Here is a 13,068-nt window from a genome sequence, read left to right as displayed (position 1 = left end):
ACTCAGCACTTTGATTCAAATCGAGTTCATGCTCATTACTAATAAAATCCACCAACAGTGGCGGAATAATTCTGGTTTTTTATAAATTAGTGTTTTAAAAGTATGTATAATTTATGGCGAAACTTGTGGCATTTTTATGGTTGTTTTTATGCTTTATCTCTTGTAACAAAAAACCGATATCGGTTGTTAATTTTGACGAATTAATTCATTATAAGGTTGATTCTTTGGCTGCTAATAAAAAGGAACTGACTGCTATTTTATCTGGAGAAGCTATTGAAACTATTGCTGACACCTTGGTTATTAATCAATTTACAGAATTAGGTTTTGTAAGATCTTTGGTTGATAAATCTAGTCACAAAAAAGTAAAACAAGTGTTGACATCAAACCAAAACACAACTGACAACAGTAAATGTATGCCCATTTATCGGGACTTTTTAATTCTAAAGAAGCAAAATAAAACCGTAGGAATTTTTAAAGTTTGTTTGGAATGCTCACAGTTTAACTATATTGACGCTTTTACTCATGAAGAAAGATTGATGAATGATGAGAATAGTTTAATACTTAAAAAATTGCTTGAATAAAAAAAGCCTTCCCTTCCGGAAAGACTTTTAACAATATAAAAACAATAAAATATTATAACTCTAATGCTTTTTTAGGATCATTGTTCATTAACAATTCCATTGGGTTTTCTAAAGCCTCTTTAACAGCCACTAAGAAACCAACTGACTCGCGACCATCGATAATTCTGTGGTCATAAGACAGCGCAATATACATCATTGGTGCAATTACCACTTGTCCGTTTACTGCAACCGGGCGTTCAATGATATTGTGCATTCCTAAAATACCTGATTGTGGCGGGTTGATAATTGGTGTGGACAACATAGAACCAAATACACCACCGTTGGTAATTGTAAATGTTCCGCCAGTCATTTCGTCAACCGTAATTTGTCCGTCGCGTGCTCTGGTTGCCAAACGCTTGATTTCTGCTTCCACTCCACGGAATGATAATAATTCTGCGTTGCGAACAACCGGAACCATCAATCCTTTTGGACCAGAAACTGCAATGGAAATATCGGCAAAATCGAATTTAATTTGATCTTGACCATCAATCATTGAGTTTACATCTGGGTATAATGCCAACGCACGGGTTACTGCTTTTGTGAAAAACGACATATATCCTAACGACACATTGTGTTTTGCTTTAAAAGCATCTTTAAACTCGGTACGCAACTTGTTCACTTCTGTAAGGTTCACTTCATTGAAAGTAGTTAACATTGCAGTAGTGTTTTTAGCTTCCACCAAACGTTCTGCTACTTTTCTACGAAGCATCGACATTTTTTTACGTTCGGTTCCGCGAGGTCCGCCCGTTGGTGTTCCCATCGATGGTACTGCGTTCAAAGCATCTTCTTTGGTTACACGTCCGTCTTTACCAGTGCCTTGGATAGCTGTGGCATCGATGTTTTTTTCGTCTAATATTTTTTTAGCAGCTGGCGATGCCGAACCTGTTGCATAAGTTGCCGCAGCATTTGGTTCTGCTTTTGCGGGTGCTGCTTTTATTTCTTCTTTCTTCTCTTCTGCTTTTGGAGCTTCTGTAGCGGTATTGCCACTCCCCGATGGTTTTTCAGCACTTGTATCGATCAAACAAACTACCTGACCAACTGCCACCGCGTCGCCTTCTTCGGCTTTCAACGTAATGATTCCGCTTGCTTCTGCAGGTAATTCTAAAGTTGCTTTGTCCGAATCAACCTCAGCAATTGCTTGGTCTTTCTCTACATAGTCTCCGTCTTTTACTAACCAAGTAGCAATTTCCACTTCTGTGATTGACTCTCCTGGCGAAGGAACTTTCATTTCTAAGATACTCATCAGTATATTAATTTAATATTGTTGTTATTTAAAATACGTTCTAAAATTATAAATTTTTATCGAATACTTTGGCAATTGCACGTGCATATCTTGCTTTAGATCGAACAGATGAACCTGCTGCTGGTGCTGCCGATGCTGCTGGTGCTGCCAAACGGAATTTCACCAAATCAAAATTCATCAGCATGTAACCATAAGCACCCATGTTTTTAGGCTCTTCTTGTGCCCAAACATAATCCTCTACATTCGGGTAAGAAGCAATTATTTCTTTCAATTTGTCGTTATCCAATGGGAACAATTGCTCTAAACGAACAAATGCTACATCTTTTCGACCTAAATTTTCTTTCTCTGTTTGCAAATCGTAATAGAATTTTCCAGAAACAAATACCAATGTTTTTACCAATGATTTTTCTTCCACTTTTGGATCATCTATTATGGTTTGAAACGATCCATTGGTTAATTCTTCTATGGTAGATGTGGCATCTGGATGTCTCAACAATGATTTGGGCGACATTACAACTAATGGTTTTCTAAAATCGGTTACCATTTGTCTGCGCAACATGTGAAAATGATTTGCTGGCGTTGTGCAGTTTGCTACATACATATTATGGTTTGCACATAGTTGCAAATAACGTTCTAAACGAGCCGATGAATGTTCTGCACCTTGGTGCTCATAGCCGTGAGGTAGCAACATTACAATTCCATTTTGGTTGCCCCATTTGTCTTCACCTGCCGATATATATTGGTCAATCATGATTTGGGCTCCATTAGAGAAATCTCCAAATTGCGCTTCCCAAATGGTTAAAGCTTTTGGATTTGCCATTGCGTATCCATACTCAAAACCTAAAACGGCGTATTCTGATAAATGCGAGTTATAGATGCGCATTTGACCGTTTTGTGATTTAATATTGTTTAATGGTACATATTCATATTCTGTATCTTCGGTTTTCACAACTGCATGGCGGTGCGAAAACGTACCACGCTGCACATCTTGCCCCGAAAAACGCACGTCATATCCTTCTGAAATTAATGTACCATAAGCCAATAATTCGCCCATAGCCCAATCTAAACGATTGGTTTCATAGTACATGTTGTAGCGGTCTTTTATTAGTTTGGATACTTTATTGATAAATTTCTTGTCTGATGGCAAGGCGGTTAATGCTGGTGCAATATCGTCTAACATTTCACGAGAAACCTTTGTGTCATAACTTTGCAACATGCGATGAACATCTGCAATATGATATCCTTCCCACTCTTTTTCCATGAAAGGTATAACTACTGCTTTATCGGTTGCTTTAGCTTCGGCCAAATTTTCTTCTAAAACGGCTTTGTACTTTTCTTCTAAATGATCTACATACGAACTATCAATGATTTTATTTTCAACAAGTTGCGCATTGTAGATATTGCGTGCATTTTGGTGTTTAGAGATTAATTTGTAGAGAATAGGCTGTGTGAAACGAGGTTCATCTCCTTCATTATGACCGTATTTTCTGTATCCAACTAAATCTACAAAAACATCTTCTTTAAACCGCATTCTGTATGCCAAAGCAAACAACATTGCTTTTACTGCTGCTTCGGGATCATCGGCATTTACATGTACAACGGGTGCAGACACTACTTTTGCTACATCGGTTGCATAAACGCCCGAGCGTGCATCTTTATAGCTGGTTGTAAAACCTACTTGATTGTTCAACACCAAATGAATGGTTCCTGCGGTTTGGTAAGCACGCAATTTACTCATTTGCACAATTTCGTACACAATGCCCTGACCGGCAACAGCTGCATCACCATGCAAAGCTATTGGCAATACTTTTGAAAAATCGTTTGGATATACTTTGTCTTGTTTGGCACGAACCACACCTTCTATCACAGCTCCAACGGTTTCTAAATGCGATGGATTGGGTGCTAAATTCAATATAATTTTTTTACCCGAACGGGTTTCGCGTTCGGAGGTGTATCCTAAATGGTATTTTACATCGCCATCAAATGTATCGGCTACATCGGCATAATCCTTTCCATCAAATTCGGTAAAAATTTTCTTGGGCGGCTTTTGCATAATATTTGCCAAAATATTCAAACGGCCACGGTGTGCCATTCCTATCACCACATCTTCTACTCCGGCAGTTCCGGCTGCATCAATCATTGCGTCTATTGCAGGAATAGTAGCTTCTAACCCTTCTAATGAAAAGCGTTTTTGCCCCACATATTTGGTGTGGAAGAAATTTTCGAATGCGGATGCCTCTACTAATTTTTCTAAAATATGTTTTTGTTGATCGGTATTTAAATCGGAAACTTTAGATTCTACATATTTTGCAATCCATTGCACTTTTTCTTCATTTGGAATATACATATATTCAATACCAATTGTGGTGCAATATGTATTTTTCAAGTGATCTATGATTTGCTGCAACGTACTTTTTTCTAAGTGAATGCTTTTTGCAGCATCAAAAGTTACGTTTAAATCGGCTTGTGAAAGACCAAATTTTTCGATGGAGAAATCAGGAGCTTCGCCTGTTTTCTCTAGTAAAGGATTTGTTTTGGTTACTAAATGCCCATGGGTGCGGTATGCGTCTATTAATCTTAGAACTGCAAATTCTTTTTTAACCGTTTCAGCAATTGCTGCAGATTCGCCAGAACCTTGGTATGCATTTGATAATTGTTCTACCGGGCTGCCATTGTATTCATTTGCAAAATCGAAGCCTTGAAAAAAACTTCTCCAACTTGGCTCTACACTATCAGGGTTTGTTAGGTACTGATCGTATAAATCTGCAAAGAATGTGGTATGTGCAGCGTTTAAAAAGGAAAACCTATCCATAATATTTGTCTAATGACTCTTTTTTTTCGTTAAAAAATTTTCACAAAAATACAATAGTTTCCATTAATAATATAATATTTAGTACAGTTTTATCATTTAATTTTCAACTTATAGTACGTTTGTGCTATTCCATATTGGAGTGTATTTACTTAAATATTAACAATATCGTTTTTTAAAAGATTTTTTTTATTAATTTGCTAAAAAACATCTTTAATTGCTTTTAATTTTTAAAAATATATAAATCAAAAATAATCCTTATGTCAAAACAAATCATGTATTTTTTAGCGTTAAGAATGTTTTAACTGAATATTTAATATCTTAGCAAAAATACTTAAAACATGAAAAAAATCATCTTCGGAGTAAGCTTTTGTTTGCTAACTACTTTTAATTTATTTGCACAGCAAGATACGTATCAACCAAAAAAAACGAATTTTTTTAGCGATGTGCAGTTTGGTGGTGGATTGGGCGTGGGCTTTGGCAGTGGTTTTACCAATATTGCAGTTTCGCCTATGGCTTTAAAACCAATTACAGAACAATTTTCGGCTGGTTTGGGATTACAGTTTAATTATTTGCGTTCGAAAGGTTTTTACGAAAGTACTTCTTACGGTGCGAATATTCTGGGAATTTATAGTCCGGCAGAAATGATTCAGCTTTCAGCAGAATTGGAACAATTACGTGTAAATAATACGCTGTGGCAAGATTTCGGCGGATCTAGCAAAATAGCTCAAAACTTTTGGAACACCGCTTTGTTTTTAGGCGCTGGTTACACTACTCAAAATGTGACTGTTGGTGTGCGATACAATGTTTTGTATAATGAAAATGATTTGGTTTACAACCAAGCTTGGATGCCCTTTATAAGAGTATTCTTCTAGATAAAAAAAATCTGAAACGTAAATGTTTCAGATTTTTTATTTATACTTTTCTGCTCATTAAAGCCAAGGCAAATCCTTTTAATTCTTTTTTGAAATGTTCCAGAATTTCTAAGGTTTCTAATTGCAACAAAGCTTTTTGGGTATATGTTTCAATTAACTGCTGTGTATCAGTGGTTGCCTGTGTTTTTTCAAACAAGTCCTTAACGGCCGCTATCTTTTCTTGGCTGCCTTCTTTGTCTGTAAACCACTTTAAAAGCTGTTCTTTTTGTTCATCTGTTCCGTTTTCTAGCGCTTTCAGGTACAAATAGGTTTTTTTGTTTTCTAAAATGTCACCACCGATTTGCTTGCCAAAAGTGGCAGTATCGCCAAAAGCATCTAAATAATCATCTTGTAGCTGAAAAGCAATTCCCAAGTCGCGACCAAAATTATAAATCGCTCTTTTATTACTATCTGAAGAATTTGCTACAATAGCTCCCATTTCTAATGCAGCCCCCACCAAAACAGCTGTTTTGTATTCTATCATTGTGATATACTCAGAAATACTAACATTGTTTCGGGTTTCAAAATTAATATCTAATTGCTGCCCTTCACAAACTTGTAAAGCCGTTTTGCTAAAAAGTTTTGCTAAGTCTTTAAAAATAGGCGGCGGATAGTTTTCAAAATATTGATAAGCCAAAATCAACATGGCATCTCCTGATAAAATCCCGGTGTTTAAGTCCCACTTTTCATGCACGGTTTCCTTTCCTCGTCGCAACGGAGCATCGTCCATAATATCATCGTGTATCAACGAAAAATTGTGAAACATTTCTATCGCAATTGCCGCATGAATGGCATCTTTTGGAGCAGCTCCGAAAATATCTGCAGAGAAAAGGGTAAGTATTGGTCGCAAGCGCTTACCGCCCAAATTGGCAATATAGGCTATAGGCTCATAAAGCTCCTTAGGTTCTGTGCTAAAGTTTATTTGGTTGATATATTCGGCAACAGTGTTTTTATAATCAATGAAATTATTCATATAGTGGATCAACTTCGATTCGCGCTTACAAATGTAAACTAATTAATCTACTAAATAAAATTTTTTAAAAAACTTTGGAAACTTTTTTTGTATTCAAAGTTTCCTTTCTATCTTTGCCAAAATTTTTTTGAACGAATGAAAGAGACTGTATTAAAAAAATCTTTAGAATTATTCACCAAAAACGGCTTTAAATCGGTCACTATGGATGATATTGCTAAGGAGTTGGGAATATCAAAAAAAACAATTTACCAACATTTTTCATCTAAAAACGATTTGGTAAAAGCAACGGTAGATTATGTGTTTGAATCGGCTACAAACAGAATGAATAGCATCGCAGGAAATTGCGAAACGCCCATTCATGAACATTTTGCCATGAAAAACTGCATAGCCGATATGTTTGGCGGAAACGTAAAAGCAAGCACCATTTATCAATTTAATAAATATTACCCAAAACTGGCAGAACGCATCCAAAAAAAGAAACATGAAAACTATGATTTCACTATTTTAAGAAACCTGCGCGACGGTGTGGCACAAGGGTATTACCGAAATGATATTGATATTGATTTTGTTGGAAAAATCTTTTTTGCGAGTTCTACCGCATTTTTTAACGATGAAATGTTTATAAACCTGCAAAGCACACAATCTATAGACGAGTTAAACTACAAGTTTTTAGAATACCACATAAGGGGAATTGCAACCCCAAAAGGATTAGAAATATTAGAACAATTATTACAAAAATCATAAATACAAATGAAATATAAAGTTTCGATTTTATTAGCGTTTTTAGGATTCTTTGCCCAGGCACAAGAACAATTAACGCTTAAAGATGCGGTTAATTATGCTTTGCAAAATAAGGCCGAAGCCGTGAAAGCCCGTTTAGACGTGGAAAACAGCGAATACCAGATCGATGAAGTTCGGGCAAGTGCTTTACCACAAATCAGCGCAAACGGAGGCCTAACCTACAATGCCATTATTCAAAAAAGTGCTGTTCCAGGAGAATTTTTCGGGCAAGGCGATGGAATTGTAATGATTCCTTTTGGATTGCCTTGGCAAACAAATGCTGCAGTATCTCTGAATCAGCAATTATTTAACCAAGCCGTTTTTACGGGTTTAAAAGCTGCAAAAACCACCAGAGAGTTTTATAAAATAAACGCGCAATTAACCGAAGAACAGGTTATTGAAAAAGTGGCCAACAGTTATTACGAAGCATATAAAACCGATTCGCAGATAAAAACTATTGATAAAACTATTGCCAACACTACCCGCGTGCGCGATGTTATTAAAAGTTTGTTTGATAATGGTTTGGCAAAAAAAATTGATTTAGACCGTACAGAGGTTGCTTTGAACAATTTAAAAGGAACCCGCCAGCAACTTGTAAATGCATTGCAATTGCAAGAAAATGCGTTGAAATATTTAATTGGTATGGATATGAATCAGGATATTGAATTGCCAAACAACACCTTCGAGGTGACAAAACACGCTCTGGTGGACGAATCTGTAACGATTGAAAACAGAACTGAAATTCAATTATTAGAAAAGCAAACCGAATTATTAACACTAAACAAAAAAGCAATAGAAGCACAAGGCTATCCAAGTTTAAGCATGAATGCTACTTATGGTTATTTAGGTTTTGGTGAAAAACTGCCATGGTTTCAAACGCTTCCAAATGCAGCGTGGTCTAACTTTTCATCGATTGGTTTAAATTTAAACATTCCTATTTTTAATGGTGGATCTGTAAAAGCAAAAGTAAAACAAGCACAGGTTGCCCTTGATCGTTTAGAAGCAGACAAGCGCGATGTTCGTTTAGGATTGGATATGTCTTTAAAAAACGCAATAACGCAGCTAAACAATTCTTTAATCACACTCAACATTCAAAAAGAAAATGTGAATTTGGCTAAAGAAGTTTTAGACAATATAGAAAACAACTACAAATTTGGATTGGCAACTTTAACCGACTTGTTAGACGCAGAAACACAATATGCCGATGCACAAAACAATCACACCAACGCTTTACTAGATTATAAAGTAGCCGAAATACAACTAATTAAAGCAAAAGGAGCATTAAAATCATTAACAGAAGAATAAAACTAATTGCATTTAAACATGAAAAAAGTCATTATAACAGGAGTAATAATAATTGCCGCTTTAGCAGGGATTATGTACGTTTTAAATAATCACAAAAAATCAAACGAAGCACAAACCGCTGTTGTTGCAGAAAAAAACAATGCGGTAACAGTACGCGTTGAAACAGCAGATTTTAAAGAAGTAAACGGTGAATACATTGCAAACGGCGTTTTTGTTCCTAAACAAGAAGTAAAAATTTCTACCGAAGTACCGGGCAGAGTAACACGCGTTTTGGTTTCTGAAGGATCTCGCGTTAGTGCCGGACAAACATTAGCGGTTATTAAAGCAGACCAGCAAAACGTAAACCTTAGCAATGCGCAAGCGGTTTACAACAATGCAAAAGCAGAAGTTGCACGCTTTGAAAGTGCTTATGCAACAGGCGGTGTTACCAAACAACAGTTAGACCAAATGAAACTGCAATTGGTAAACGCTAAAAACAATTTGCAAAGCGCACAACTTACTGCAGGCGATGTAAACATTAAAGCATCCTTTTCTGGTATTGTAAACAAAAAAAGCGTAGAGCCAGGTTTTTATGCCAATCCGGGCGTAGAATTGTTTGAAATTGTAAATGTATCTACCTTAAAATTAAAAGTAAATGTAGATGAAAAAAACATTGCATCTTTAAAATTAGGTCAAAGCTATAAAGTGGAATCGCCAGTTGTGGCAGATAAAGAATTCACAGGAAAAATTACATTCATTGCTCCAAAGGCAGATGCCAGCTTAAATTTCCCGGTAGAATTAGAAATTCAAAACAATGCTGCCAACGATTTAAAAGCGGGTATGTATGGAAATGCCTATTTTGGAAACAGCCAAATGGCCAATGTGTTAATTATTCCTAGAAATGCTTTTGTGGGTTCTGTGAGTTCTAATAAAGTATTTGTTTACAAAGACGGAAAAGCCGTTTTAACCACAGTTGTTGCCGGAAGAACTTTCGGTGAATCTATCGAAGTGGTATCAGGAATTGAAAAAGGCACACAAGTAATCACATCCGGACAAATAAATTTAGCCGACGGAACGGCCGTTAAAGTCATTAAATAAATGAGCTGTAAGCTGTCTGTCATAAGCATTTTGCTTATTGCCCAAAGCTTATCGCCTAAAAAGCAAAAATATCAATGAAAATATCTGAAATATCAATAAAAAGACCCAGTGTAATCATCGTGATGTTCATGTTATTACTTTTGGGTGGAATTGGCTCCTACTTAAGTTTAGGTTATGAGTTGATCCCGAAATTCGACGTGAATGTAATCACCGTTCAAACCATTTATCCTGGTGCAGCTCCGTCTGAAGTTGAAACATCGGTTACCAAAGTGATAGAAGATGCGGTTTCTTCGCTGGAAAATGTAAAGAAAATTGAATCTAAATCAATGGAAAGTGTTTCGGTGGTGATGATTACCCTAAACACTGGTGCCGACGTAAACTTTTTGCTTACCGATGCGCAAAGAAAAATTAATGCGGTGGTAAACGATTTGCCCGATGATGCCGAAACACCGGCTCTGAGCAAATTCTCATTAGACGATGTTCCCATTATGAACCTTTCGGTGACATCAAACCTTACCGAAAAAGAATTGTATGATTTATTAGACCAAAAAATCCAACCGGTTTTTGCACGTACAACAGGTGTGGCAAAAGTAGATTTGGTGGGTGGTGAAGAACGAGAAATACAAGTAAGCATCAATCCAGAAAAACTGGCAGGTTATGGGTTAACTATTAATCAAGTGCAGCAAATTTTGGCAGCATCGAACATGGATTTCCCAACCGGAAATATTAAAACACGCAATAACCAAACCACCATTCGTTTGTCTGGTAAGTTCACTTCATTAGAACAAATGCGCAATTTACCGCTCACCACGCCAACCGGAACCATGATTCGCCTAAGCGACATTGCCGATGTGCAAGATGGTATTAAAGATGTGGAAAAAATTGCACGTATCAATCAAACCAACACCATTTTAATGCAGGTTTACAAACAGTCTGATGCAAATGCTGTGGAAGTATCTGATTTGGTGAAGAAAACTATTGAAACCGTTCAAACCGATTATAAAGAACAAAACGTTAACATATTAATCGCTTCCGATTCTACTGATTATACCATTAGTGCAGCAGACCACGTAATGCTCGATTTAGGAATTGCAGTTGCATTGGTAGCTTTTATCATGTTGTTTTTCTTACACAGTTTGCGCGATGCCGCTATTGCAACATTTGCCATTCCGCTGTCGTTAATTGCAACGTTTATTGGTTTAAAATTATTTGGATATACTTTAAACTTAATGTCGCTCTTAGGATTGTCGTTAGTGGTAGGTATTTTGGTGGATGATGCCATTGTGGTTATCGAAAACATTCACCGCCACATGGAAATGGGAAAAAACAAAGTACGCGCAGCGTTTGATGGTACTAAAGAAATCGGATTCACGGTTACAGCCATCACGTTGGTTATTGTGGTTGTATTCTTACCAATTGCTATGAGTAGCGGTTTAGTATCCGATATTTTACGTCAATTTTGTGTTACAGTAGTTATCGCCACCTTATTATCGTTGTTGGTTTCGTTTACCGTTGTGCCGTGGTTGTATTCTCGTTTCGGAAAATTATCACACATCAGTAAAAATTCGCTTTTTGGTAGAATTTTGCACGGATTTGAAGCCGGATTAACCAAATTAACCAACGGAATATCAGGTATTTTGGAATGGTCGTTAAAACATTGGTTCAATAAATTAATTACTTTACTAATAACTTTGGCTCTTTTTGTAGGATCAATATTACTTCTTTTTACAGGATACATCGGAGGAAGTTTCTTCCCTGGAAACGATAAAGAAGAATTATTTTTACAGTTTGAATTACCAAAAGATGCATCAATCGAGCAAACCAATTTACTTACCCAAAAAGCAGAGGCGTATCTTTCTAAAAAACCGGAAATAGAAAAAATGATTACTACCGTGGGTCAAGCTTCAGACGGTATGATGACTACTTCTGGAACCAAATATAAATCGGAAATACAAATTTATCTGCAAGACGGTCACAAGAAAAAAGAACCAACAAAGGTTTATGCTGCCAAATTAAAACGCGAAATGGAACGTGAATTGGTTGGTGTAAAAGTGAAAACCGTTGAAGTGGGCATCATGGGTGCTGAACAAGCGCCGTTAATGCTTACCGTAATTGCATCGAACCAAAAAGACGCATTAGAATATGCTGAAAAAGCAGCCGACTTATTACGAAAAATTCCAGGTTCAAACGAAGTACGTTTAACTTCTGAAGACGGAAACCCTGAAGTTGTGGTGAAATTAGATCGCGATAAAATGAATGCTTTAGGCTTAAACGTAGCCACAGTGGGTATGACCATGCAGACTGCTTTTGCCGGAAATACCGATACCAAATACCGCGCAGGTGACACCGAATATGACATTAACATTCGATACGATGAAATAGGCCGCGGCACTATGGAAGATGTAAAAAGCTTAAAATTTATCAATCAACAAGGACAAACCATTCAGTTGGAACAATTTGCAGATATCAGCTATGGCTCTGGTCCCACTTTATTAGAACGCCGCGATAAATCGCCAGCAGTATCTGTTCAAGCACAAGTTGTTGGTAAATCGGAAGGTGATATTGCAACAGAATGGGAAGAACAATTTTCTAAATTGAAATTGAAACCAGGTGTTGCTTTCAAATGGGGTGGTAACAAAGAAAACCAAGACGAAGGTTTTGGTACATTAGGTATCGCTTTATTAGCTTCGATTTTATTGGTATATGCAGTTATGGTGATTTTGTATGATAGTTTCTCTAAACCATTTATCATCTTATTCTCTATCCCACTTTCTTTTATTGGTGCTTTATTATTCTTAGCATTAACCAACGAAACCCTAAACATCTTTACCATTTTAGGTATTATCATGTTGATTGGTTTGGTGGCGAAAAACGCTATTATGTTGGTAGATTTTGCAAACCATAAAAAAGAATTGGGCTACAGTACTTATGATGCTTTAGTGGCAGCAAACCATGCCCGCTTCCGCCCTATTCTTATGACAACGATTGCAATGGTTATTGGTATGATGCCGATTGCATTGGCACAAGGCGACGGGTCTGATTTTAATCGAGGTTTGGCGATTGTAATTATTGGTGGATTGATTTCGTCTTTATTCCTTACCTTGATTATTGTGCCGGTGGTATATGCTATTTTTGATGGAATCGGAAGAAGATTAAGAAGAGGTCCGAAAACAGATTACGCTGAATTAATGGAAGCAGATTATGAAGCAAATGAAAATTATGTGGACGAATTTGGCGAAAAACAAAGCTAGTTAGTTTGGTGTTTGTTTATAGAAAACGATTCAAATGGATCGTTTTCTTTTTTTTAAACACATACTATTAAATGGCTAGAATGAGACAAAACCTAA

Annotated in this window: 9 protein-coding genes; 6 read left to right on the top strand and 3 right to left on the bottom strand. The window is 36.6% G+C overall.

Translation table 11 applies throughout. From position 1 onward, the window contains the following. Nucleotides 1-125: 125 nt before the first annotated feature. Nucleotides 126-581 carry a hypothetical protein gene (locus NPX36_RS08545; protein WP_257498317.1) on the top strand — a complete coding sequence of 152 codons (456 nt, stop codon included), beginning with the start codon at nt 126-128 and terminating at the stop codon, nt 579-581. 52 nt (nt 582-633) lie between these two features. Here the strand turns inward: NPX36_RS08545 and odhB are convergent, their stop codons facing one another. Continuing rightward, nucleotides 634-1,863 carry a 2-oxoglutarate dehydrogenase complex dihydrolipoyllysine-residue succinyltransferase gene (gene odhB / locus NPX36_RS08540; protein ID WP_257498316.1) on the bottom strand — a complete coding sequence of 410 codons (1,230 nt, stop codon included), beginning with the start codon at nt 1,861-1,863 and terminating at the stop codon, nt 634-636. Between the two features lie 46 nt (nt 1,864-1,909). After that, the gene (locus tag NPX36_RS08535; RefSeq protein ID WP_257498315.1) at nt 1,910-4,675 is read right to left on the bottom strand and encodes a 2-oxoglutarate dehydrogenase E1 component; all 2,766 of its coding nucleotides are present in this window, start codon (nt 4,673-4,675) and stop codon (nt 1,910-1,912) included. A gap of 338 nt (nt 4,676-5,013) precedes the next feature. Here NPX36_RS08535 and NPX36_RS08530 point away from each other — a divergent pair, with 338 nt between their 5' ends. Further along, on the top strand, nt 5,014-5,547 hold the full coding sequence (locus NPX36_RS08530) for a hypothetical protein (protein WP_257498314.1): 534 nt from the start codon (nt 5,014-5,016) through the stop codon (nt 5,545-5,547). A gap of 40 nt (nt 5,548-5,587) precedes the next feature. On the opposite strand, the gene NPX36_RS08525 is transcribed toward NPX36_RS08530, so the two are convergent. Next, nucleotides 5,588-6,559 carry a polyprenyl synthetase family protein gene (locus NPX36_RS08525; RefSeq protein ID WP_257498313.1) on the bottom strand — a complete coding sequence of 324 codons (972 nt, stop codon included), beginning with the start codon at nt 6,557-6,559 and terminating at the stop codon, nt 5,588-5,590. A gap of 135 nt (nt 6,560-6,694) precedes the next feature. Between NPX36_RS08525 and NPX36_RS08520 the strand changes: the two genes are divergently transcribed. From NPX36_RS08520 to NPX36_RS08505, 4 genes are all read left to right on the top strand, one after another. Next, nucleotides 6,695-7,303 (top strand): TetR/AcrR family transcriptional regulator, encoded by a 609-nt coding sequence (locus tag NPX36_RS08520; protein ID WP_257498312.1) that lies wholly within the window; start codon nt 6,695-6,697, stop codon nt 7,301-7,303. Between the two features lie 6 nt (nt 7,304-7,309). Continuing rightward, nucleotides 7,310-8,644, top strand: coding sequence for a TolC family protein (locus NPX36_RS08515; RefSeq protein ID WP_257498311.1), 1,335 nt, complete (start codon nt 7,310-7,312; stop codon nt 8,642-8,644). 18 nt (nt 8,645-8,662) lie between these two features. Beyond that, nucleotides 8,663-9,721, top strand: coding sequence for an efflux RND transporter periplasmic adaptor subunit (locus tag NPX36_RS08510; protein ID WP_257498310.1), 1,059 nt, complete (start codon nt 8,663-8,665; stop codon nt 9,719-9,721). Nucleotides 9,722-9,795: 74 nt separating this feature from the next. Further along, the gene (locus NPX36_RS08505; protein WP_257498309.1) at nt 9,796-12,972 is read left to right on the top strand and encodes an efflux RND transporter permease subunit; all 3,177 of its coding nucleotides are present in this window, start codon (nt 9,796-9,798) and stop codon (nt 12,970-12,972) included. The last annotated feature ends 96 nt before the right edge of the window (nt 12,973-13,068 follow it).

Source organism: Paenimyroides aestuarii (assembly GCF_024628805.1).
GTDB classification, from domain to species: Bacteria; Bacteroidota; Bacteroidia; order Flavobacteriales; family Flavobacteriaceae; genus Flavobacterium; species Flavobacterium aestuarii_A.
This window is presented reverse-complemented; position numbering and strand designations above follow the sequence as displayed.

Excerpts from the sequence above, each read along its gene's own strand:
- NPX36_RS08525 (WP_257498313.1), bottom strand. The coding sequence starts at position 6,559 with ATGAATAATTTCATTGATTATAAAAACACTGTTGCCGAATATATCAAC.
- NPX36_RS08515 (WP_257498311.1), top strand. The coding sequence starts at position 7,310 with ATGAAATATAAAGTTTCGATTTTATTAGCGTTTTTAGGATTCTTTGCC.
- NPX36_RS08510 (WP_257498310.1), top strand. The coding sequence starts at position 8,663 with ATGAAAAAAGTCATTATAACAGGAGTAATAATAATTGCCGCTTTAGCA.
- NPX36_RS08530 (WP_257498314.1), top strand. The coding sequence starts at position 5,014 with ATGAAAAAAATCATCTTCGGAGTAAGCTTTTGTTTGCTAACTACTTTT.
- odhB (WP_257498316.1), bottom strand. The coding sequence starts at position 1,863 with ATGAGTATCTTAGAAATGAAAGTTCCTTCGCCAGGAGAGTCAATCACA.
- NPX36_RS08520 (WP_257498312.1), top strand. The coding sequence starts at position 6,695 with ATGAAAGAGACTGTATTAAAAAAATCTTTAGAATTATTCACCAAAAAC.
- NPX36_RS08505 (WP_257498309.1), top strand. The coding sequence starts at position 9,796 with ATGAAAATATCTGAAATATCAATAAAAAGACCCAGTGTAATCATCGTG.
- NPX36_RS08535 (WP_257498315.1), bottom strand. The coding sequence starts at position 4,675 with ATGGATAGGTTTTCCTTTTTAAACGCTGCACATACCACATTCTTTGCA.